Here is a 21476-nt window from a genome sequence, read left to right as displayed (position 1 = left end):
GTGCGGTCGGAGTGTGAGGTGCTGGTTTCATGTTCATTTTCCTTACTCGATAATGCTCGGTTCGGCGGGTCGACCTTTGATCGGTTCGATTGGTGCTTAGGGGGCTGGCACCTCCGGAGCGCCGGAGGCCGAGGCCGCCTGAACGGCGTCGGCGATTTCCGTGGCGCGGAGCGCCTGGGCAAACGTAACGGCAGGCGCGTCACCCCTGCAGAACCTCACGGCTGCTGCTGCCTGGCGCAGGAAGAGGTCCGAGGGCTCGAAGTTTTTCTCCTGTTGTCCGCCGTCACGGTTCCACACGTGAAGGGAATCGTTCGACCACAACATACGGCCGCCAGTGGCCAGAACATCCACGGTGAGGCTCCAATCCCCCTGGTTGAGCCCTTGGGGTTCCTGCCAGGGAGACCAGTAAGTCTGCAGAGTGAACACCACGCCAGACGGGAATTCGAGCGTGGAAACGACGTGTTCCGGTACCGGAGACCCGTACAGGCTGCTGCTGACGCTTGTGGCAAGGACTTTTGGGTCACCCTCGAACCACGAAGAGACCAGTTCGATGGCATGAATCCCGTTTACCACCGCAACGCCGCCCTCACCCGGATCAGCGCGCCATGAGTCGATGGTCTCCTTGTGGGCGACCGATCGAACGTTGACAGCGATCACGTCGTTGTCTCGGATCCACTCGGAGAGGAGTTCGACGGCGGGATGCTGATGGAGTGTATAGCCCACCATGAGTCGTTCGTTCACTCCTATAGCGGCGGACACGACGGCGGCACCTGCTGTATCTGCCGCCACGGGCTTTTCCGTCAGCACCCGGAATCCCCTGTTCAGCAAATCTGCACAGATTTCCGGTTGCAGAGTGGTGGGTAGCGCTACCACGACCAAGTCCAGTTGATCAGAATGAAGGTCCTGGATGCCGGGCACCACCCGCGCGCCCAGCTCGTCAGCCAATGAAACCGCCCGTTCGTCCTTCTCCACAAGGTGGGTGACGTTGGCGCCCACCTGGGCGAAAGCCCGGGCATGACGGGATCCTGCCCACCCGGCCGCGCCCACCACGGCGACGCGCGGGGGCTGTGTCGCCGTCGTCATGATGTCGGACGCGCAAAGATCAGGCCCAGGGCCATAAGCGGTGCTCATGTAATCTCTCCTTTGAGTTGGTTCGAAAATTAATGAATCGGTTGCTTGGAACGGCGGCACCAGACTGTGGTGTCTTCAAGCATGCGTGGTTTGTTGACCATGATGGCCCCTGCCACAAGCACCAGGAGCCAGACACCGAGCATGCCGAACGAGGGCAGCCAACCATCCCCGGGAGTGTGCAGGAGCGCGAAAAGGAACGGGCCGACGCTTGCGAGGGCATAGCCGGTTCCTTGGGAAAACGCAGACAGACTTCCTGAACCGGACTGCGTTCGTGTTCGCTTATTGATCATGATGAATGCAAAGGAATAGGCGCCCTGGCCCAGCCCGGCAATGACGACCCACAAGGCTGCCGAAGCTGGCGGCGCCATCATGATTCCGCCGTAGCCTAAGGCGAAAGCTACGACAAACAGGACGGCAACAGGTAGTGGCCGGGACATCCTCACAACAACCATGGGCACAATCAAAGCGACCGGCAGAGCAAGAATTGAATAGAGCGCCAGCATGGATCCGGCAGTTTCCTGGCTCAGTCCTCTGTCAACGAGGACAGCCGGGAGCCAAGTGAGCGCCGCAAAAGTATTGCTGGAACAACCAGCAAAAACCAATGCTGTGCCCCAGCCGATAGCTGATCGCCACGGTCTGACTCCATTCGCAGAAGGCAACTGCCTGCCCTCCGCTGCATGGTCCCCCGAGCGGGCAACGGTCCTTCTGGCCACAAGAAGAATCAGCCACGGGACCGCAGCCAAGGCGCTGAGGGCAGCCCAAATACCGATGGAGAAACGCCAGCCATAAAGAGCATCCAAAGGAATGGCGAATTGGGCGGCCACTGCCGTGCTGACACCCAGGAGTGTGACGTGGATCGCTGCGAGAAGACCGATTCTGTCTGGGAAGTACTTCGCCAGGAGAGGTGGAGCCACGACATTGACCAGACCAATCCCGAGCATGGCGACACAGGTGAACACCAGGAATGCCAGGACATTCCATCCCACTGCGCGGCCTAGCTGACCCAATGTTGTTAGCAGGATCGCAATCATTAGGAGGTGCTCCAGCTGGAGGCGCCGCAGGAGCGGAAGGGCAGCGAAGCCCACCACTGCGAAGCTGGCGGTCGGCAGCATTCCGAGAATTCCTGTGGTCAGGGCGTCAAAGGGAAGGTCCGTGCCAATTCGGCCCAAGAGCGGAGACGCCGCCGAAACCGCTTCGCGAGCGCTAAAGGCAACCAGCAGGATGCCGGCAAGGGCGGTGAAACGTCCACGAAGTGGCCGCTTCCCGGCTCCGACGACTTCCGATGCATCCCTACGAGCACGAAGGAGAGCGATGGTGACACCTCCTTACGTGAGTAAAGATTCAGCTTGCGTTGACTGCGTGGCTCGCCCATTCGCGCCCCGTTTGCTCCTCTGTGGGCAGGCCGGCCGCGGCGAGGATCTGGTCCAGCAGGCGCTGGGTGCGTACTGCTTCGCGGCCTGAAGTCAGCGGCTGGGCCCTGTCGGCCACCCGGTCCAGGAAATGGTGAACGGCGGCTGAGAATCCGAGGGTGTCTGTCGCAGTAGCCCAGCCATACGCTTCGGCGCTGAGTTCCCGTGAGGTAGTGACGCCGTTGATGGTGGTGGAAACTGTTTCGGGCGCCCTGACTTCGACGGTCTTCCCGTCACCGTAGGCGTCCAGTTTCTCGTTCCATGCTCCCGCTGTTCGGGCTGCCATCAGGACACCGGTGTTACCGGTGCTGAAGCGGATGGTCGCTGCGATTCCGTCTTCTTCCCAAGGATCTTCACCAGCAGCGTGGGCGGCCACGTGCTCAGGTTCGCCCCCGCAGTACCAGCGCAGGAGATCGACCATGTGGATGGCGTTCTCGAACGTTGCACGATATTCGGATCCAGGGCGGTTCTTTTGGGCAACGCAGAAGGTGGCGCCTTTGTCGCCAAAAGCCTCCCGGCCGGCCGTGTAGACGGGTGCATAGCGCCGGTTGAAGTCAACCATGAGTATCCGTCCCCGCTCGTCGGCGAGGTCTGCCAAATGCTCTGCCTCAGCTGTCGCTGGGGCAAGCGGTTTCTCGCAGAACACGTCCACGTCGCGGTTGAGGCAAAGCTCGACGGCGTGGGCGTGCTCGGAGCGCGGGGTCAGCACGAACACTGCATCCAGTTCCTGCGCGGCCAGCATCTCCTCCACTGTCTTGTAGGCGGCGTTGAAGCCCCAGCGCCGCACCAGGCCGCTGGGATCTTCGCGCCGGGAAACCAAGGCGGCCAGCTCGACGTCGTCCCGTTGGACGAGGGTGGGCAGTTGCGCGATGGTGGCGATGTTGCCGGCGCCGATAACTCCGACACGGAGGCGATTGGTGTTCATCAGGCGTTCCTTACTTCGGCCAAATCAGTGAGCATTGAGCGCAGGACTGCGGCGGATTCCCGGAATCCATCCTCGGGGGTGGGGAGATCTTGCGGGTGCCAGCGGTATTCGAGTTCGATGCTCAGTACATCGTCGTAGCCGTGCTTCAGCAGAGCGGCGAGAATCGGTGACCACGGTACAACGCCGCTTCCGACCACACGTGACCGGACTGCACGCTCTGAGGCGTTGACCCTGGCCGTCTCCGAAGCTCGGAAGGTCGCCGTCGGGTCGGTGAAGACAAGGTCTTTGACGTGGACGTGGCCGATCACGTCACCTTGGACGGCGAAGGCTTCTTCGTAGCTTTCGTCGTGCGTGAAGGTCAGGTTGGCCTGGTCGTAGAGCACGCGGACGGAGGGCTGGGCAATTTCCCGGACGAGTGCCGCGGTGTCCGCTGCGGTCTGGGTCATCGTGCCGAAGTGGTTCTCTACGCAAAGGCGGACGCCGGCTTGATGGGCTTCGGGCGCGAGGGTCTCCAAGGCTTTGCGCAACTGCCCCCACCGCGTAGCGTGGTCGGTGTCTCCGGGGTGCCAGGAGCCGGCGTAGACGCGGACCCTGTCAGCCCCGAGCAGTTGTGCGGTATCTATGGCTCCACGAAATTCGTCGACGGCTTTGCGCCATTCGGCATCGTCCAGTGAGTTGATGGCGGTGGTGTACGGCGTTAGTCCCACGATGGGGATGCCTTCGCCTTCGGACGCTTTGAGTGCCTCCGCCGCGGAGTGCCGGTCCCCTAGGGGCAAGCCGGACTTGTAGTCGTCCTGGTAGATGACTTCTGCCGCATCGAGCCCTGCGGCCCGGAAGAGACTAAGTGCTTGGGGAACCGTGTGGTTCGGGGTGCCTAGTGTGTGACCCGCTAGCCGCATTGTTCTATGTCCTTTCTGAAGTGTGTGGAGCTGCTGCCCAGTCCGTGGGACCGACCAGTCGGGGAGGGGCCGGGACGCGGGATCGATCCACGATTTCCATCAGCAGGCCCCAGGGGGTTACGAAATAGGTCCAACGATTGCCGGCTACGCGCGGGCTATCGCCGGCAACTTCCTTGCGCTCACCGAGCACACGTACTCCAGGCGTTTCCTGCAGCACGGCAATGGCTTCATCGACGTCATCCACAACGAAGCACAGGTGGTGCCCTCCGGCGTCGCAATGCCTCGGTGGCGTCTCGCGCCGCTCGGCACTGCTCCACTCGAAAAGCTCGATATTGAGATTCGGTGGCAGCCGCAACATGGCGAGCGTGAGCTTGGCATCTGCCGGGACTTCAAAGTTCGTGGGCATGAACTCTTCGTCCGGCCCGCGTTCGGAGCGGTATAACTCTTCAGCTCCAAGAACGTCGACGAAGAAGCGAATGCCTTCTTCAAGGTTGGGAACCGTCAAACCGACGTGGTCCGTGTGCTGGAGCCCCGGCAGAGGCCGAAGTTTCTGCTCCTGCGCCCCGCTCATTTACGGAGCTCCAAGGTGGAGCCGCGGACCAGAAGTTCGGGTTCGAGGACGATATGGTCCACGGAACCGTCAACATTTTGCTTTTCAGCCAATTCGATGGCGATGTGTCCCATGTCAGCGATCGGCTGCCGCACGGTTGTCAGTGGTGGGTTGAAGCGGGCACCTAGAGCGAGCCCATCAAACCCGATGACCGACACGTCTTCCGGTACCCGAAGGCCACTTCGGCCGAGCGCCGAAATCACCGCGAAAGCCACCATGTCGTTGGCTGCAATGATCGCTGTGGGTGGATTGTCCATAGCCAGGAAATGCTCCGCACCGCGCGTGCCCGCATCGAGGTCTGACCCGCTGTCGAGCACCACAGGTGTGCTGCCGCTTTGGGCGGTGAGCTCCAGATAGGCGTCCATCCGGTCCTGGGCCGTGTGTGTCCCGGCGATACCGGATACGTATCCGATCGAGGTATGCCCCAGGGAATGCAGATGATCCAACGCCAGCATGATTCCCTTGCGGCTGTCGACGGTAACCGTTGGAACGGAGTCGTCGCCTTCCACGCGGTCAATCACCACAACCTTGTGGCCGAAGGCGAAACGCTTCAGCGCCTCGGTGTCCACCTTTGTGGAGGGTGCCACAATCCCGAACGGGGCATACATCGCCTGCATGGCCGTGAAGTATCCATCAGATTTGGCAGGGTCGCCGTTGGTGACGCAGAGCATGAGCTGGTAGCCGCGCTCGTCAGCTGCTTGTGTCATCGTTTTGGCAAGTTCCGCGAAGAACGGGTTCGTAATGTCCGGGACGATCAGAGGAATGATGTTGCTGGTCTTGCGACGAAGCGCCTGTGCCAGCGGACTCATGGTGTAGCCAAGTCCCTCGGCGACCCGAAGGATATGCTCGCGCGTTTCACTCTTCACAGCCTCAGGGCGTGAGAACGCCCGGGAGACGGTTGACCGGTGAACCCCGGCGGCTTTAGCGACGACGTCGATACTCAAGTCAGGCATGTTCTCTTCCTCCGTGCTGATCGTCATAGGCCCGCCAAATGGGGCGCATGACATCTTCGAGCTGGGCCAGCGTTGTCAGGCCCTGGAATCCATCTTCCAGCGTCCTGGCGACACTTCGGACAAACGGATCGTAGAGTGGGTCGCTGTCGACATTAATCTTGTCCACTTCCGTGGTGCCGTCCGTCGACGTGAAAGTAGCTGTGCCGTCGGAATCAACGGCGGCAAATCCCGATTCGCCGACCGATGTGAAGCTGCAGTAACGCTTCAGCGGCGAGCCCGGGAATGCGTAGCCGACTTCCACGATGGTTTCGCGGCCCTCGGGCGTAGTGAGGATAAGGCTCGCGTGATCCTCAATATCTTGGCCGTGAAGAACCGATGAGAGCCGGGATTGCACCTGCAGCTCTGATTCGCCGGTGCCCCGTAGAAACAGGTCAACAAAATGAGGGGCCAGGTTGGCCAGGCAGCCTCCCCCAGCCTTGGAAGGATCGAGCATCCAGGGATTGGCATTGTGGAGGTACCGGGATGGCGGACCAGCAATGAACGAGGACCGTTGATAACTTGGCCGGCCTGCCTTGGCGAGCCATTGGTCCGTCGGGCCGCCACGCTGCACCAAGGGCACCGTGGCCGGTACGCCAGCTGCTTCGGCGGCCTGACGCACGGTGGCCAGCTCGCCAAGGGAGGTGCCCAATGGCTTTTCCACGACGAACGGAATATTCCGCTCGATCAGGGCCATGCACTTTTCTGCCATACCCTCGTGGGGACCAAACACATAGGCGAGTCCGACGTCGGGCAAATCCACCAGTTTCTGCCAGTCAGCTTCAACCGGCGCTCCCCAGCCGTCTGCCAGTTTCTGCACCTGCACACGGGAGACATCATCGTCGCCTACTGCGATCATGTCGTGTTCTTCGGCCATGGCCTGTGCGCAGAGTGGAACATGCCAATGGGATGCACCAAGAATAATTGTTCGTACTTTAGTCAACCGCAATACCCCCTTGTATGAGATCGGTTGCTGAGATCGGTTGCAATAACACTATGGATGGTGGGAGAGTTTGTCAACGAAACATCAATAGAGCCGGGTTTGGCTGGAGCAAAAGAGCCACCCGGCCAGAGAGAGGCCATCATGAATAAGAAACTTCGTACCCTGCAGACCATCGACGAGTCCGGGGCTGTCCTTATTGTGCGGCTTGAGAGCGCCGAGGTTGCCGAGAAGGTCGCGGAGGCTGCCATCGAGGGTGGCTTCCGGGCATTGGAGATCACCCTGTCGATTCCCGGGGCCGTCGAGGTGATCCGGCGCCTGGCCGCAAAGCATGGACCAAGCGGAGTGGCGGTTGGTGCGGGAACGGTTCTTGACGAGCACTCCGCGTACGAATGCATCCGCGCTGGCGCCGAGTTCCTCGTCAGCCCCCAGTTGAACCCTGCGATGATCCGGACCGCGAACCGCTATCAGGTGCCAACCATCAGCGGAGCCTTCACACCCACGGAATTCGTTGAGTCCGCCGAGGCAGGAGCTGACATCCTCAAGCTCTTCCCCACCGAGGCCGGCGGGGTGGCCTACGCAAAGGCAGTGCTCGCACCTCTGGCGCACCTGCCGATCATGCCTGCAGGTGGCGTCACACTGGAAAATGTTGGCGAGTGGTTCGCCGCAGGCGTGGCGGGCGTCGGCGTGGGCAGTTACGTTACCAAGGCATGGCAGCCTGACGGGGACTTCACCCGCGTCACCGAGGCAGCCCGGGCCTTCCTCGCAGCAGTAGCAGAGGCACGCGGATAATGTCTCCCCAGGTCTTCATCGTCATTGGACCAGCCGGCTCAGGGAAAACAACCATCGCGCAACAAACGGCTGAGAAGCATCAAGCGGCTTACCTGGACAAGGACCGGGTGAGCGGCCGCTTCGTCGAATTCGCACTGACCGCCACGGGGCATGACCCAACCGACCGCGAGTCAAACGACTACTATCGCGCCAATCTGCTGCCCCTTGAGTACGAGACCCTCATGGATGTGGCAGGAGTAAACCTGCGCCTCGGCCGCTCCGTAGTCCTCGATGCCCCCTTCGGGGCCTATTTTGACGATCCGGGCTACCTGACCCGTGCGGTAAATGACTTCCACTGGCCCTCTCCCGAGATCACCGTGATACGAGTCCGGGTACCCCAAGACGTCCTGCGTTCGCGACTCATCAAGCGTGCTTTGGAGCGCGATAACTGGAAGCTCGCACACTGGGATGACTACTGGGCCACTTACGGCCGCCTCGAATGCACCTGGTCAGGTGTGCAGTTTCAGGACTTCGACAACGAGGCACCGCTTTCCCTCGATTGATGCAGCCTAGCGACGGGCCGTGAGTGGCGTTGGCATGGGACGAAACGTCGCTATTGTGCATTGACAAAGATCACATTCCATCCGTATTGTTGAATGCAACCGATCTCAGCAACCGATCTCATTCGGAGCCTGGACGTTTGTGAAAGCTTTCTTCGCTTATTGGCAAGCAGCGCCGCCCGCCCCGCACCGGCCGCCTCCCCTGGCATTTCGTCAACCGGTCGGACGCACTAACAGGCGGCCCGGCCCCGCACACCAGGTGCCCAGATCCAGCACTATAACCACAGCGCTAAACGTGAAAACATGGAGAGTTCAATGAAGACCTCAAAAGAAGCAGTCGGCAGTCCCGACACTTCGGGGCGTCCCGAAACGTCCAAACATCCGCGCCGCACCCTGAACCTGATTGCAGGCACGATCGGCCACTTCGTTGAGTGGTACGACTGGTACATCTACGGCCTGCTCGCAGCGGTATTCTCGTCGCAGATATTCCCCAGCGACTCCCCGTTCGCCTCCCTGATCGCCGCACTCCTGACGTACGCCGTCGGGTTTGTTGTACGGCCTCTTAGCGGCATCATCATCTCGCCACTGGCTGATCGTTTTGGACGGCGGCTCATCCTGACTCTATCCGTGTCCGGGATGGCGCTCGGCTCACTCATCATCGGCCTCACACCATCATTTGCGAGCATCGGCTATGCGGCACCCGTCCTCTTCCTGGTTGCCCGCGTCATCCAGGGCATTTCAGCCGGCAGCGAGGGCCAAAGTGCCATCGCGTTCATGGTCGAACACGCTCCAGCGAACAGGCGAGGCTTGTTCGGTTCCTTCACAAACATGGCTAGCGGCCTTGCAACCCTGGCAGCTACGGGCGCCGCAGCGATGGTGACGTCATCGTTCTCCACCGCCGATCTCGCCGCATGGGGATGGCGCATCCCCTTCGTTGTGGGCGGCTTCCTCGGCATCGTCGGCCTGATCCTGAGGGCCCGGGCTGAAGAAACCCCCGAATTCGAGGCAGAAGCCCTTGTCGACCAGAAGTCCGCTGCGGCGCGCCTGATGGATCTGCTTCGCGAGCACCCGAAGGCCCTGCTTCAGGCAGCAGCACTCTCCGCACCAGCCGTGGCCTACTACACCTGGGCCACCTTCCTTCCCACGTACGCCAAACTCACCAGCGGCCGGGACCTCTCCTCCACACTCGCCGGAAGTGTTATAGGGCTGGCCCTGCTGGTGGTTATCGTGCCGACATGCGGCGCACTCTCTGATCGACTCGGCCGGCGCAAAATCTTCCCAATCATCGGCGCCATCGGCATGATCGTTCTCTTCTACCCCTTGCTCCTGCTCCTCAACCAGCCGGGATTCTGGGTATACGTCCTGGTATCGGCCTCCGGGTGGGTAGTTCTCGGCATCTGGCAGTCGGTCTATCCGACCATCCAGGCCGAATTGTTCCCGGCCTCCGTCCGGGTATCAGGCATCGGTTTCGCGCATCAGATCGTGATTGCCGTCTTTGGTGGAACCGCACCTCTGATCGCTGCCGCATTTGTCGGAGCCGGGCAGCCGATGCTCGTCGCTGTCTACATGATCGTCGTCGTCGCATTGTGCCTCGTCGTCTACTTCACGCTGCCGGAGACCGGCAACCGCGGTGACCGTTCCACTGTGGCACTGGCAGACCCTGAGGTACTCGAAGGCGAAAAGTTGGTTTCGGGCACGACCTCGATGGTCGACGTCTCCCGGCACTCCAAATAGACGGTCGGTTCGGAGCTGCGGCAGTTCGGCCGCAGCTCCGCGGCAGCTCAGAATTTATAGTGCGTTATGAAGGGAAGCTTCTTTCTCCATGGCGCGGAACTGAGAGGACTTCTCCTACGTGAACAGCATGATTATCAATACGTTTTCATATCTTTGGTCAGCGACGGCGATCGATGCGATAGCCGAGCTTGTCGACAACGGCTACAAAACGTTCGAGGTTCCAGTCAGTTCTCCGCATTGCTGGCCGGATGAGTTAGCAACCTCCGAACGCACGGCCATCCAAGACAGGCTCAGCCGGTACGGTGCGGAAATACGGTCCTTGAACGCTGGCGGATATGACATCAACCTGGCCAGCCCCGGGGCCAGCATGCGCCGCAAAAGTATTGATCACATCAAGTCGGTAATTGACTTGGCGGCCGCTTGGGACGTCGCTGAGGTCGTGATCTCCCCCGGCACCCGCCGTCCTATGATCTCGCCCTCGCTCGAAAGCGTCCACGGATGGATGTATGAAAGCCTGGAAAGTCTCATCCCGGTGGCCAAGCAGGCTGGCACACGATTGCTCTTCGAAAACACCCCCTACTGCTTCACTCCCACAATCCAGGACTTGGCAGGTGTCGTCAGCACGATCAACGACGATTCTGTCAAGATCGTCTACGACGTCGCCAACGCCGCCTTCATCGGAGAAGATCCCGTCGCCAGTCTGCGGGAGCATCACCAGGCCATCGGACTGGTGCACATTTCCGACACCGGCGTGGACACTTGGGGTCACGACCCCATCGGCACGGGAGTCATTGACTGGGCTGGGCTGGGCGACGCCGTCAAGGACACATGCGGCGTCGGGAATGTCGTTCTGGAGATCATCCGTGAGGACAATCCAGTCCACGAATTTGCGAAAGCGATGCAGGACCTCAAAAACCACGGATGGGAACTGGAGAGTTAACTCCTTCCGCCGGAAACCGGGCTCCACCAAGAATTTATTCGAGCACGGAAGAAACGAGCATTGTTGAAATCTAATTTATCAATGCGAAAAAACCTGAAAGAGGAGTTTGTGTAATGAGGGCTTTGGTCAGTGGCGGAAGCAGTGGAATCGGCGCTGCAGCATCCCTGAGACTCGCGGAGGCAGCCCTTGCGCGCGGGGAGCAGCCAATGATTGCAGTCTGCGGACACGAATCAAACAGCAGCCAAGAGCAGGTTGTTCGTTCAATCCAGGCTGTGGGAGGCACCGCCATCGCACTGGCAGGTGATCTCGGCGACCCCAACGTGCCGAGCCAGCTGGTCAAAGCTGCCGTTGCAGAATTCGGTGGCCTGGACGCGTTAGTAGCCAATGCCGGAATCGCCAACCCCGGACCCATATGCGACGTCTCCCTTGAAGACTGGGACGCAATGTTCTCCGTCAACCTGCGCGGCCCATGGCTTCTCGCCAAAGCAAGCTACCAGCACTTGAAGGACAGCCACGGCGCCGCCTGCTTCACCTCGTCAATGTCCGGTCAACAACCACACGCGGGATCCGGCGCCTACAGCCCAAGCAAGGCCGCGCTGACAATGTTGGCCCAGACACTGGCATTGGAATGGGCACCCGACGGCATCCGCGTCAACGTAGTCTCCCCCGGCATGACCCATACCCGGATGACCGAAAAAATGTATGAAGATCCCAAAATCAAGAAGGCACGGGAGGAAATTATCCCGCTCGCAAGAATAGGAGATCCGATGGACATCGCCAACGTGATCGAATTTCTCGTAAGCCCACTATCCGGCTACGTCACCGGTCAGGATATCTGCGTCGATGGCGGCTTCTCCAAGTCCATTCTTAGCCATATCCCCGGACGACCCAGCTCGAAATAGCAGGCCTGAAGGCGGTCATGGGCCCGCAGTGGCTACCTGCGGCCCATGACCTTCAGACGGCCGAATCGTCTCCAGAACAAACACGGCAGGCAATGAGGCGCCGAAACTTACCCCGCCCCCGCTGGTGACTGACAGTGGCCCGTGGGATACCGGCGTTCGCGAGGTGGCCGGCGGCGGAGCTTATTGATGGCCGTTTGAACTTCAGTTAGCAATACACGAGGAGGCACCTTGTATATGGCAAAAAGCATATTGGACGGCACGGAATGGACCGCAACGGAATTTGCCGGGCTTCTTCCGGAAGAGCAGAATGCCACCCGTCAGGAATTGGCATGCCTTTCTTGTGACGGACGGGCCGTGTTCCGAGCGGGACAGCAGCGTCAGCCGTCGTTCGCAGCCCGGCACCGGCAGGACTGCCGATTGGTTTCCAGGCCTTGGAGCGCCTTTAGATTCCTTGCAGAAGCAGGACGAGGTACCTAGCGTGCCGAACGCGTGGTTCCACAGATTGATCACCACACTTCGCCGGCTGTTTCGAGCACTGATGGCGTGTCACGGACACCATGACGAGTTTGAGCCTGGGCTCGAGCAAACCCTTAGTGCGTCCGCCCTCCGCAGGGGCATTCACTCGCGGTTTTTCACTGTCCATGCAGCTAGCTGCTGCTGACCTTGCATAGGCGCTTATCACATGTGTGCATATCGCCTCTAGACGACCCCCTATGGTTCTAAGTCAAGCCATGAGTGTCTGGAGTTGGCGGAAATCTGGCGGGCGATGAAGCGTTTGGCGCTCATGAGCGTTGTTAACCGTCGCCGCAGGTGCAGGCCGAGACTGTGGTTTTTGTGCAGGAGGCGACCAGCCCCTGCCCGTCCTCCTCCTTCCACCACGTCCCCGCTCCTGTCTCTGATGGGGCACCGGCGCCTACGCCCCGCGCGGGGACAGCAAAGAGTCCGTCAACCCCGGGATTTAGCACAGCAGCACAGGCTCAGACTCAGCCGCGAGGAGTCCAAGGAGCGGGCTGATGTCCGCTGCATCGTCCAGGTCCAGCACCAACGATGCGATGGCTGAGGCTGCGTCGTGGGTAAGCCGGGTGGAGGCAAGGGCGGTGAATTTGTTGATGGTTTCCTTGTCGCTGAGCCTGTTGGTCGAAGCTCCTTTAGCGCGGACCGCTTGGATCTCGATTGTGTCGGAGTCTGTTCGTACAGACAGCCGTGGCTCAGCGGCTCCGCCTTGTTGCTGGGGGTCGACTTCCAGGTGGATGCGCTCCATGAGGTCCAGGATTTGGGGGTTGGTGCGGCTGTGTAGTGCGATCTGGTCCAGCCCTACCTGACCGTGCACGAGGGCCGCGGCAAGGGAGAACTGCATGCTCAGTTGGGTGGAGATCAAGGAGCCTACGTCGGCGTTGCCGCACATATCGGCGATCAGTGAGCTGGTGTGCACAGTGACGCTTTGGACAGACTCTGCGGTGATGGCGTGGCTTGAGCGTAGGTCCAGGATTGCGTCAATGGCCGAATGCGTGCTTCGGCAGGTGGCATGGGGTTTGATGGAGGCTTTTTCAATTTGCCATTCCCGACCGAGGGTTTCGTACAGAGCGGTCTCGTCGATGTCCCCTGGTTGGCCGTAGAGACGAAGAAAACTTCCCCAGGGTGCGGAGAACAGGTCCTTGGGTCCGGTGAACCCTGCCCTGGCCAGAAGTGCGCTATTCAAGCCGGCTTCGGCTGCACGGCCGACGTGCATTCGTTTAGACATAGCCCCGTCACCGATGAAAGACCAGGTCCCGCCGGTGAAGGACCCTGCCAGGCCGATCGCTGATGCGAGCTGCTCGGCATCCAAACCGAGGACTACGCCCGCGGCCACGGCCGCGCCGAACGTTCCGCACACACCGGTCGAATGCCAGCCGGCGTTGTTGACGGAGTCATAGCCGCCCAAGGCGTCTTGGACACGGCGAGCGATTTCGTATCCGCTGACGACGGCGCGAAGGAACCGGGCGCCGTCAACCGGCACGGTCTCCTCGCAGGTGCCCGCCTCCCCCGCACGCAGTGCCACTGAGGCGAGAGCGGCGGGTAGGACGACAGCGCCGGAGTGGTCGCAGCCGCCGGAATCGTCCAGTTCGAAGGCATGGGCGGCGACACCGTTGACGAATGCTGCTCCCAGTGGGGGCAGCTGCCCCGGGGCGCCCCACAGTGATACTCCTGTCCCCTGGCCTGGAATTCCGTAGGCGGTTCCAAGAGCTGCCCGGCTGATGTCTGCTTCGCGGGAGGCTGCCCCTGCAATCCCGGCGCCGAGGGTGTCCAGGATGTGGATCCTTGCCCGGTGCCGGACTTCATCGGGGATTTCTTCGGGCGTCAACCCGGTAATGAACGCAGTAAAGCGTTCGGAGGCTGTGGGGTGCTCGGTCATACGGGGTTACCTTCGCGGGTCAGTGCATGGAATATTTCGGCCGGATGGTCCGGAGTGTTCGGTGAAGCTGTTTGCCGCCACCACTGGGCTACTTCGCTGCCGGTGGCGTGCCAGATGTCCTCGTGGGAGTGGACGTGGTCCATGAAGGCCCGGAGCATGCCGATCCGTCCGGGGGTGGCGATGATCTCCGGATGGAGGGTGAGCACGAAGCAGAGTCCTTCGGCCCGGTAGGCGTCGAATTCGAGAATCCAGTTGCGCAGCACCTCCCTGCTGGAGGCGATGCGGGGGCTGCCCTTGGGGATGGGTGGGTCCAGGTTGAACACGAAGTAGGGGTAGTCGTCCAGTTCGTGATGGCGGGGAACTTCCACCAGTTCGGATGCAGCGCCGGCGTGGAAGTGGGGCAGGTCGTCGCCATGCCAGGACGAGGACCAAGTAAACCCCCTGCCGAGCAATTCCTCCGGCAGCCTGGCAGCGTAGGATCCGCGTCCGGCACGGAAACCTACGGGCCGAACCCCCAGCCGCTCCTCGAAGACGTTCTGGGCGCGTCCGATGCTGTCCAGTTGTTCAGCCAGGGATTGGGCGCCCATGTCCTCCAGCGCCCAGCCCATGTTGCCCAGTTCATGCCCTGCCCGGAGGACAGACTCGACCTGCCCCTGGTAGGTGACGAGGTTCGCCCCAGGAATGAACCAAGTGGCTTTGGTGCCTGTGCGGGCCAGTTCCGTCAGCAGCCGGTCCACGCCGCGGGTTCCCCCGTATTGGCCCACGGACAGGCTTTTGGCGCGGTCGACGGCGTCCGGCGCCGCTGCGAGGACCGAGAGTTCCGCTTCAAACCCGACCGTGACGACGAATGCGGCTTTCTTGTTGTCCGGCCAGCGCCCTGCGTGTGTCTGTTGAGTGGTGGTCACGGCGCGGACTCCTTGTTCGGCTCCTGGGCTTGTGGTCCTGGCTGGTGCCACCATGCGGCGACGTCGCGGCAGGTGCTAAACCACACGGCATCGGCGTCTTTCATGTGGCCGATCCACCGGTCCAGTAAGGCTGCCCGACCGGGTTTTCCCACTACTTTGGGGTGGAAGATCGTGGACAAGCACAGCCCTTCGGCGTGATAGCCGTCGAATTCCCGTGTCCAGTTGTCCAAGGTGAGTTCGTAGCTGGCAATCCGGTCTCCGCCCGAGGGCCAGTCCGGGTTGGTGGTGTAGGCCAGCGAGGCGTAGTCGTCCATGTCCGACCGTGCCGGGATCTCCACTAGCTTTCCGCCGGGATGAAAGTAGGGACGGTCGTCCCCGCGCATCGAACTTGAGTACTCGAATCCCATGTCCGCCAGCAGGGCCGGTGTCTCAGGGCGCCAGTCCCCCGAGGGCGTCCGGAAGCCGGTGGCCCTGGTGCCCAGATCATCATGGAAGATACTCTGACTCGTCTCGATGACCTGCCGTTGCTGCTCCAGGGTGAGGTCCCAGTACTTTTCGTGCTTGTAACCATGGTGCGCCATTTCATGGCCTTGCTCGATGATGCGCCGGCACTGCTCCGGCCAGGTCTCCACGACCCACGCGGGGGTGAAGAACGTCGCGGGGGTTCCATGGTTTTTCAGTATCCCGAGGATCCTGTCGAGAGCGCGCCATGGCCCGTAGGCGCCTTGGCTGAAGTATTCGGGCTTGTCCCAGATGCTGCCTTTGAGCATGGCATCACCCGTGGGGCCGTCCAAGTCGAAGGCCAGGGCGACGGCGCTGCGTTTGCCTTCCGGCCACACCGCCGCCCCTGCCTTCACTGCTGCGGGATGGTTCACTTGGTTCCGTTGATCTCAGGGGTCATGGCTCCGTAACCTACGCCCCACTTGTCGAGGATCTTCTGGTAGTCGCCGCTGTCGATGATCTTGGTGAAGGCGTCCTTGATGGCGTTTGCCAGTTGGGTTTCACCCTTCATGACCAGAATCCCGAAGGGCTTGGCCGGCAGCGGGTCCAGCACGGCGGCGTACTTCCCGGGTTCGGTCTTTTCGAAGTAGGCCAGGTTCTCGCCCCCTTGGGCCGCCAGGTCAACACGCCCCTGGTCGATCTGGAGTCGGGCGGCCGCGCCGGAGTCGGTGGGCAGGATGCCCAGTTCCGGAAGTCCCTTGTCAGTGCACACGGTCTTGCTGAGTGTCTTGACCTGCTCGAAGTAGTCGGTCTTGCCGCTCACGGCCAGCTTCTTACCGCAAATGTCGCTCTGCTTGGTGAATTCCCCGACGCGGGAACCGGCCGTGTAGAGGCTGCCCTTGGACTTGAAGTAGTCCACGAAATCAGCGGTTTTCTGCCGTTCCACGGTGTCAGAGATGCCGGACATGACCATGTCCACCCGCCCGGTCTGGACGGAGTTGATCAGCTGGTCGAAGGGGGATTCGACAACTTCGATCTGGACGCCGAGGACTTCGCCAAGTTTCTGCTGCAGGTCGATGTCGACGCCGGCGAGCTTCTTGTCACTGTCCCGGAACTCCATCGGCGGGAAGTCCGGGGACAGGCCGATCCGGAGCTTTCCGGCGTCTTTGATGGCTTGGGGCAGCCCGGCCGTGGTTGCTCCGGGGTCACTGGTGGTTTCGGTGCCGCCCACGCAGGCCGTAAGACCGAAGGCTGCTACTGCGGTGATCGCCGCGACGCGTGCGGCATTTTTGAAGTGCTTCATGATTACTCCAACTTGTTGGGGTTGTCGGGTCTAAAAAACGCGGGACAGGAAGGCTTTGGTGCGGTCATGCTGGGGGTTGCCGAGGACCTCTGCCGGCGGCCCGAGCTCGACGATCTCGCCACCGTGCATGAACGCGACACGGTCAGCTACTTCCTTGGCGAAGCCGATCTCATGGGTCACGACGATCATGGTCAGACCTGATTTGGCGAGGTCTTTCATGACGTCCAGCACCTCGCCAACCAGTTCGGGGTCCAGAGCCGAGGTGGGCTCGTCGAAGAGGATCAATTCGGGTTTCATCGCCAGTGCCCGGGCGATGGCGACACGCTGTTGCTGGCCGCCGGAGAGTTGCCGGGGGTAGGAGTGTTCGCGGCCTTCCAGGCCCACCCTGGCCAGGAGTTCGGAGGCATGGCGCTTGGCTTCTGCCGGTTTGACCCTGTTGACCAGGACGGGTCCTTCGATGATGTTCTCCAGGACGGTCATGTGGGGGAAGAGGTTGAACCGCTGGAAAACCATTCCGATGGACCGGCGCTGTTTGGCAGCTTCCTTGTCGGAAAGTTCGTAGAGCCGGTCGCCGTCCTGCCGGTAGCCAACCACCTTGTCCCCTACCCAGATGCGGCCGTTGGAGAGTGTTTCGAGGTGGTTGATGCAGCGCAGGAAGGTGCTTTTCCCCGACCCGGAGGCTCCCAGGAGGCAGACGACTTCGCCGCTGTTCACTTCAAGGTTGATGCCTTTGAGGACTTCGATGAGGCCGAAGCTCTTGTGGACGTTTTCGGCGCGGACCAGAACATTGGTGGTCATGACAGTGCTTTCCTGTTGGTGCCGAAGATGCTCTTCAACCGTTGGAAGGGCGTCAGGGGCAGTTGTCGGCTGGAGGATCCCTTGGCGAAGTACCGTTCGAGGTAGAACTGGCCGATGCTGAGGACAGAGACCGCGCCGAGATACCAGACGGCACAGACGATGAGCAGTTCCATGATCCTGTTGTTGACGTAGTAGATGTGTTGGGCTTCGGAGAGGATTTCGCTCACGCCGATCGCGGATGCGAGAGAGGTGGTTTTCAGCATGCCGATCACTTCGTTGCCGACCGGCGGGATGATGACGCGCATCGCTTGGGGCAACACGATCCTGCGCATGGCCTGCAGCCGTGTCATGCCCACGGCTTGGGCCGCTTCGGTCTGACCTTCGTCGACGGAGAGGATGCCGCCGCGGACGACCTCGGAGGTGTAGGCGCCCTGGTTCAGACCGAGGCCGATGGATGCAGCGACGAAGGGTGTCAGCACGTCGATCATGCGTCCCGAGTAGAGACCAGGGATGCCGATCACCGGGAAGATGAGGGCCAGGTTGAACCACATCAGCAGTTGCAAGTAGACCGGAGTTCCCCGGAAAACCCAGATGTAGAGCCAGGCCACCCCGGAGACGACGGGGTTCTTGGACAGGCGCATTACAGCGCTGACAACGCCCAGGATCAGCCCGAGTGCCATCGCGACTGCGGTCAAAAGCAACGCGACACCGATGCCCTGGATCAGGACGGGGACCGTAAGGTATTCCTGGACTGTGGGCCAGTCAATTTTGGCGCGGGAGAAAGAGACGCCCAGCCATACGAGAAGAAGGACCACGGCGGCTGCACCGACCCACCGCCCTATGTGCCGCCGGGGGACGATTTTCAAGTCGACCGATGCAGCGCCGGTGACGTTCGGCTCTGTTTGAGTGTTCATGGCTTTTTCCTGATCGTGGAGGGTATCTGCTGCGCCGCGTGAATCTGCGCTTGTTGGGCCCATGGTTCAGCCCGCGTGGTGTGACCTGACCCGCAGGCCGTTGTAGTCTGCTGCCCAGCTCTTGATTTGGTCCAGCTTTGCCCGGAGCCGGATCAGCTGCTCGGCTACGCGTGTTGGTGAGGTGCCGCCGAACCCGGAGTGGGCTTCGAGGGCGGCTTCGAGGGTGAGGACTTCCCGGATGTCAGGGGTCAGTCGTCGATCGACCGACGCCAGTTGCTCGTCGCTGAGGTCGTCGTAGTCCAGGCCACGGGATTCGCAGAAGCGAACCAAGGCTCCGGAGATGTCGTGGGCTTCGCTGAAGGGGATGCCTTGGCGGGCCAGCCAGTCGGCGACTTCGGTGGCCAGGGTGTAGCCGGCTGTCGCCTGACGGCGGACTTCCTCGATGTTCACGCTGAAGGTTCGGACCAGGCCGCTGAGCGCGGGAAGGGCGACTTCGAGCGTATCGACGGCGTCCAGGACAGCGTTTTTGTCTTCGGCCAGGTCCCTGTTGTAGGCCAGGGGCAGGGACTTGACCGCAGCCATCAACCCCATCAGGTCACCGAGGACACGTCCTGCCTTGCCTCGTGCCAGCTCGGCGATGTCAGGGTTCTTCTTCTGCGGCATGATCGAGCTGCCGGTGCAGTAGGCATCATCCATCGTGATCCAGCGGAACTGCTGCGAGGCCCAGGAAATGATCTCCTCGCACAAGCGGGAGATGTCGATAAGGGTCAGGGAACAGACGAAGAGGAATTCAATGGCAGCGTCGCGGCTGCCGACGGCGTCGATCGAGTTCTCCGCGCTGGTCTCGTAGCCTTGGTCCCTCGCTGCGAGTTCCGGGTTGAGCGCGAACGTCGACCCTGCCAGGGCAGCAGCGCCCAGCGGTGATACCGCTGCCCTGCGGTCCCAATCCTGGAAGCGTTCAAGGTCCCGGATCAACGGCTGCGCGTGAGCCAGGATCTGATGGCCAAAGACCACCGGCTGTGCAGACTGAAGGTGCGTGAACCCGGGAACGGGCGTGTGCAGGTGCTGGTCGGCCTGGCTCGCCAATGCCTGGGTCAGCTCGATGAGGAGTTCACTGACGGTGCGGACTTTGTCCCGCATGTAGAGGCGAAGGTCGTTCGCGGCTTGGTCGTTGCGTGAGCGGCCGGCACGGATTTTTCCGCCGGTGGCGCCCATGCGTTCGATGAGGAGGCGCTCCAGGAAGGTGTGGACGTCTTCGTCCGATTCCTGGGGTGCGACGCGGTCTTCCTCGATGTCGCGGGCGAGGGCATCGATGGTGTCCAGGAAGATGACCAGCTCGGCGTCGTCGATGAGGCCGGAGCGGTTCAGTTCCCTCACGTGTGCCCGGGACCCGTGCAGGTCGTAGGGTGCCATTCGGAAGTAACGGGGATCGGAGCGCGAGAAGCGGCTCAGTTCCGGGCTGGACGTTCCGGCGAACCGGCCGCCCCACAACTTGGTCTGTTCTTTCATTCGTACTGCTCCTAGCTGGGAAGTCTGCGCTTGTTAGGTGATCCATGTCACTCACGCAACGAAAGTATTTCTGGGGTAAACACTAATAGTCAATAGTTTCTTAGTCGTTACGGGCAGATTACGCTTCGTGGGACACCGGTATCTCAGATAATTGCTTAAGGGTAAGAGACACCGGTATCTTGGGCAATTGTTTTTGGAAGATGACGCCCATGCCCGGCCCGCCGTGACCGTCGTGACGCATGCACCTGCCCTACGAAACAGGGCCCGCAGCCGGATGGCTGCGGGCCCTGACGAACAGGAGCGACGGCTATGCGCTGTGGCCGACTCGGGCCCCTGCGAGGTCTGCGACGGAGGCGCGTTGGATGAAGGTTGCCGGCAACAAGTGGTCCCTTGTCTCCGGGCCGGAGCCATCAATGCGTCCCAGCAGGACTTCGGCTGCCTTCATGCCCATCTCGTAGGCGGGATTGGAGATCGCGGTGACTTCGGGATGGCTGACGGTCATCCATTCGGTGTCATCCAGACACAGCAACGAGATATCGTCTGGCACACTCATCCCCGCGGCGTGAATGGCCTGGAATGCCGGGAGGGCGATCCGGCTGTAGGAGGCGATAATGGCGCTGGGCCTGTCCCGGCGGCCCATCAGCGCGGCCACGATTTCCTGGGTCCGCTGCGGCGACATGGCCCCTGAAATGAACTCATAACCCACTCCTGCACCCAGTGCCGATTCCCGCACGGCACGGACCCTGTCTGCAATGGTCGAAATGGGCAGCGGATGCCCCGCTTCAAGTTCCTCGGGTGTCTTGGTAGTGGCCGAGAGGAACGCGATGCTTTCATGCCCTTTGCCGATCAGATACTCCATCACGGTTTTGGCGTCCGTGTAGCAGTCAGTTCCGACCCAGTCGGTGTCCACATTGTCCGGGCGCCGGTCAAAGAGCACCAGGGGCCGACCCATGCCCACGACGTCCAACAGGTGCCCCGAATCGCTCCGGCTCGTTGATGCCACGATCAAACCGTCCACCCGCTTGTCCAGAAACACCTGGACTGCCGCACGCTCCGCCTCGACGTTCTCATCCGTATTGGCCAGGATGACATCGAAACCCGCGGCCTTCGCTGTATCCGTCATTCCGCGCACAGCCCGGGCGAAATGGGGATTCTCGATATCGCTGACCACTACGCCGATGGTGTGGGAGCGGCCCGAGCTGACGCTCCTGGCCAGCGCGTTGCCGCGATAGCCCAACGCTTCCGCCGCCGCGGACACCATTGACTGGAGCTCCGGACTGACCGAACCATACTTGCCAAGAGCCCGCGCGGCAGTGGAACGCGAAACCCCCGCCAAGCGGGCCACGTCCATCAAAGTAGCGGTGCCGTACCGTCGTAATTCCATTACTAGAACTTACAACAGAA

Annotated in this window: 20 protein-coding genes; 5 read left to right on the top strand and 15 right to left on the bottom strand. The window is 61.3% G+C overall.

Features of this window, described 5'->3' with window-relative positions:
- Positions 1-96: 96 nt before the first annotated feature.
- From PV760_RS11045 to PV760_RS11015, 7 genes are all read right to left on the bottom strand, one after another.
- The gene (locus tag PV760_RS11045; RefSeq protein WP_055976343.1) at positions 97-1131 is read right to left on the bottom strand and encodes a Gfo/Idh/MocA family protein; all 1035 of its coding nucleotides are present in this window, start codon (positions 1129-1131) and stop codon (positions 97-99) included.
- Positions 1132-1160: 29 nt separating this feature from the next.
- On the bottom strand, positions 1161-2300 hold the full coding sequence (locus tag PV760_RS11040) for an MFS transporter (RefSeq protein ID WP_354627741.1): 1140 nt from the start codon (positions 2298-2300) through the stop codon (positions 1161-1163).
- Between the two features lie 172 nt (positions 2301-2472).
- Entirely contained in the window at positions 2473-3465 is a 993-nt protein-coding gene (locus PV760_RS11035) for a Gfo/Idh/MocA family protein (protein ID WP_354627740.1), read from the bottom strand.
- Positions 3465-4364, bottom strand: coding sequence for a sugar phosphate isomerase/epimerase family protein (locus tag PV760_RS11030; RefSeq protein ID WP_354627739.1), 900 nt, complete (start codon positions 4362-4364; stop codon positions 3465-3467). Before PV760_RS11030 ends, PV760_RS11035 begins: the two co-directional genes overlap by 1 nt.
- A gap of 4 nt (positions 4365-4368) precedes the next feature.
- Positions 4369-4935, bottom strand: coding sequence for a VOC family protein (locus PV760_RS11025; RefSeq protein ID WP_018778616.1), 567 nt, complete (start codon positions 4933-4935; stop codon positions 4369-4371).
- Entirely contained in the window at positions 4932-5927 is a 996-nt protein-coding gene (locus tag PV760_RS11020) for a LacI family DNA-binding transcriptional regulator (protein ID WP_354627738.1), read from the bottom strand. The genes PV760_RS11025 and PV760_RS11020 overlap by 4 nt, the downstream gene beginning before the upstream one ends.
- Positions 5920-6840: a Gfo/Idh/MocA family protein gene (locus PV760_RS11015; RefSeq protein ID WP_082010172.1), complete on the bottom strand. Its 921-nt coding sequence runs from the start codon at positions 6838-6840 to the stop codon at positions 5920-5922. The genes PV760_RS11020 and PV760_RS11015 overlap by 8 nt, the downstream gene beginning before the upstream one ends.
- A gap of 207 nt (positions 6841-7047) precedes the next feature.
- Here PV760_RS11015 and PV760_RS11010 point away from each other — a divergent pair, with 207 nt between their 5' ends.
- From PV760_RS11010 to PV760_RS10990, 5 genes are all read left to right on the top strand, one after another.
- The gene (locus tag PV760_RS11010) at positions 7048-7695 is read left to right on the top strand and encodes a bifunctional 4-hydroxy-2-oxoglutarate aldolase/2-dehydro-3-deoxy-phosphogluconate aldolase (protein ID WP_018778619.1); all 648 of its coding nucleotides are present in this window, start codon (positions 7048-7050) and stop codon (positions 7693-7695) included.
- Entirely contained in the window at positions 7695-8237 is a 543-nt protein-coding gene (locus PV760_RS11005) for a P-loop nucleotide/nucleoside kinase family protein (RefSeq protein WP_193590437.1), read from the top strand. Before PV760_RS11010 ends, PV760_RS11005 begins: the two co-directional genes overlap by 1 nt.
- A gap of 312 nt (positions 8238-8549) precedes the next feature.
- Entirely contained in the window at positions 8550-9968 is a 1419-nt protein-coding gene (locus tag PV760_RS11000; RefSeq protein ID WP_018778621.1) for an MFS transporter, read from the top strand.
- A gap of 127 nt (positions 9969-10095) precedes the next feature.
- A complete protein-coding gene (locus PV760_RS10995) occupies positions 10096-10908 on the top strand; it encodes a sugar phosphate isomerase/epimerase family protein (RefSeq protein WP_193591111.1) in 813 nt (270 codons plus the stop codon).
- A 113-nt stretch (positions 10909-11021) separates the two neighbouring features.
- Entirely contained in the window at positions 11022-11810 is a 789-nt protein-coding gene (locus tag PV760_RS10990) for an SDR family NAD(P)-dependent oxidoreductase (RefSeq protein WP_018778623.1), read from the top strand.
- Positions 11811-12768: 958 nt separating this feature from the next.
- Here the strand turns inward: PV760_RS10990 and PV760_RS10980 are convergent.
- The 8 genes from PV760_RS10980 to PV760_RS10945 form a co-directional block, all read right to left on the bottom strand.
- Positions 12769-14202, bottom strand: a complete 1434-nt coding sequence (locus PV760_RS10980; RefSeq protein ID WP_354627737.1) for an MmgE/PrpD family protein — start codon at positions 14200-14202, stop codon at positions 12769-12771.
- Complete coding sequence (locus PV760_RS10975) at positions 14199-15107, bottom strand: polysaccharide deacetylase family protein (protein WP_354627736.1); 909 nt, start codon at positions 15105-15107, stop codon at positions 14199-14201. Before PV760_RS10975 ends, PV760_RS10980 begins: the two co-directional genes overlap by 4 nt.
- Positions 15104-15982, bottom strand: coding sequence for a polysaccharide deacetylase family protein (locus PV760_RS10970; RefSeq protein ID WP_354627735.1), 879 nt, complete (start codon positions 15980-15982; stop codon positions 15104-15106). Before PV760_RS10970 ends, PV760_RS10975 begins: the two co-directional genes overlap by 4 nt.
- Positions 15979-16851 carry an ABC transporter substrate-binding protein gene (locus PV760_RS10965; RefSeq protein ID WP_354627734.1) on the bottom strand — a complete coding sequence of 291 codons (873 nt, stop codon included), beginning with the start codon at positions 16849-16851 and terminating at the stop codon, positions 15979-15981. Before PV760_RS10965 ends, PV760_RS10970 begins: the two co-directional genes overlap by 4 nt.
- A gap of 30 nt (positions 16852-16881) precedes the next feature.
- Complete coding sequence (locus PV760_RS10960; RefSeq protein WP_354627733.1) at positions 16882-17649, bottom strand: amino acid ABC transporter ATP-binding protein; 768 nt, start codon at positions 17647-17649, stop codon at positions 16882-16884.
- Positions 17646-18563 (bottom strand): amino acid ABC transporter permease, encoded by a 918-nt coding sequence (locus PV760_RS10955; RefSeq protein WP_281450393.1) that lies wholly within the window; start codon positions 18561-18563, stop codon positions 17646-17648. Before PV760_RS10955 ends, PV760_RS10960 begins: the two co-directional genes overlap by 4 nt.
- Positions 18564-18629: 66 nt before the next feature.
- Positions 18630-20072: an argininosuccinate lyase gene (gene argH / locus PV760_RS10950; protein ID WP_354627732.1), complete on the bottom strand. Its 1443-nt coding sequence runs from the start codon at positions 20070-20072 to the stop codon at positions 18630-18632.
- Between the two features lie 307 nt (positions 20073-20379).
- Positions 20380-21456, bottom strand: coding sequence for a LacI family DNA-binding transcriptional regulator (locus tag PV760_RS10945; protein ID WP_354627731.1), 1077 nt, complete (start codon positions 21454-21456; stop codon positions 20380-20382).
- Positions 21457-21476 lie beyond the last annotated feature (20 nt).

Origin of the sequence: Paenarthrobacter sp. CC6 (genome assembly GCF_040560085.1) — a bacterium.
Taxonomy (GTDB): Bacteria; Actinomycetota; Actinomycetes; order Actinomycetales; family Micrococcaceae; genus Arthrobacter; species Arthrobacter nicotinovorans.
This window is presented reverse-complemented; position numbering and strand designations above follow the sequence as displayed.

What these genes read in the sequence shown, in the direction of transcription:
- PV760_RS11045 (WP_055976343.1), bottom strand. Translation starts at nt 1,131, where the DNA reads ATGAGCACCGCTTATGGCCCTGGGCCTGATCTTTGCGCGTCCGACATC.
- PV760_RS11035 (WP_354627740.1), bottom strand. Translation starts at nt 3,465, where the DNA reads ATGAACACCAATCGCCTCCGTGTCGGAGTTATCGGCGCCGGCAACATC.
- PV760_RS11030 (WP_354627739.1), bottom strand. Translation starts at nt 4,364, where the DNA reads ATGCGGCTAGCGGGTCACACACTAGGCACCCCGAACCACACGGTTCCC.
- PV760_RS11025 (WP_018778616.1), bottom strand. Translation starts at nt 4,935, where the DNA reads ATGAGCGGGGCGCAGGAGCAGAAACTTCGGCCTCTGCCGGGGCTCCAG.
- PV760_RS11020 (WP_354627738.1), bottom strand. Translation starts at nt 5,927, where the DNA reads ATGCCTGACTTGAGTATCGACGTCGTCGCTAAAGCCGCCGGGGTTCAC.
- PV760_RS11015 (WP_082010172.1), bottom strand. Translation starts at nt 6,840, where the DNA reads ATGGCCGAAGAACACGACATGATCGCAGTAGGCGACGATGATGTCTCC.
- PV760_RS11010 (WP_018778619.1), top strand. Translation starts at nt 7,048, where the DNA reads ATGAATAAGAAACTTCGTACCCTGCAGACCATCGACGAGTCCGGGGCT.
- PV760_RS11005 (WP_193590437.1), top strand. Translation starts at nt 7,695, where the DNA reads ATGTCTCCCCAGGTCTTCATCGTCATTGGACCAGCCGGCTCAGGGAAA.
- PV760_RS11000 (WP_018778621.1), top strand. Translation starts at nt 8,550, where the DNA reads ATGAAGACCTCAAAAGAAGCAGTCGGCAGTCCCGACACTTCGGGGCGT.
- PV760_RS10995 (WP_193591111.1), top strand. Translation starts at nt 10,096, where the DNA reads ATGATTATCAATACGTTTTCATATCTTTGGTCAGCGACGGCGATCGAT.
- PV760_RS10990 (WP_018778623.1), top strand. Translation starts at nt 11,022, where the DNA reads ATGAGGGCTTTGGTCAGTGGCGGAAGCAGTGGAATCGGCGCTGCAGCA.
- PV760_RS10980 (WP_354627737.1), bottom strand. Translation starts at nt 14,202, where the DNA reads ATGACCGAGCACCCCACAGCCTCCGAACGCTTTACTGCGTTCATTACC.
- PV760_RS10965 (WP_354627734.1), bottom strand. Translation starts at nt 16,851, where the DNA reads ATGAAGCACTTCAAAAATGCCGCACGCGTCGCGGCGATCACCGCAGTA.
- PV760_RS10960 (WP_354627733.1), bottom strand. Translation starts at nt 17,649, where the DNA reads ATGACCACCAATGTTCTGGTCCGCGCCGAAAACGTCCACAAGAGCTTC.
- PV760_RS10955 (WP_281450393.1), bottom strand. Translation starts at nt 18,563, where the DNA reads ATGAACACTCAAACAGAGCCGAACGTCACCGGCGCTGCATCGGTCGAC.
- argH (WP_354627732.1), bottom strand. Translation starts at nt 20,072, where the DNA reads ATGAAAGAACAGACCAAGTTGTGGGGCGGCCGGTTCGCCGGAACGTCC.
- PV760_RS10945 (WP_354627731.1), bottom strand. Translation starts at nt 21,456, where the DNA reads ATGGAATTACGACGGTACGGCACCGCTACTTTGATGGACGTGGCCCGC.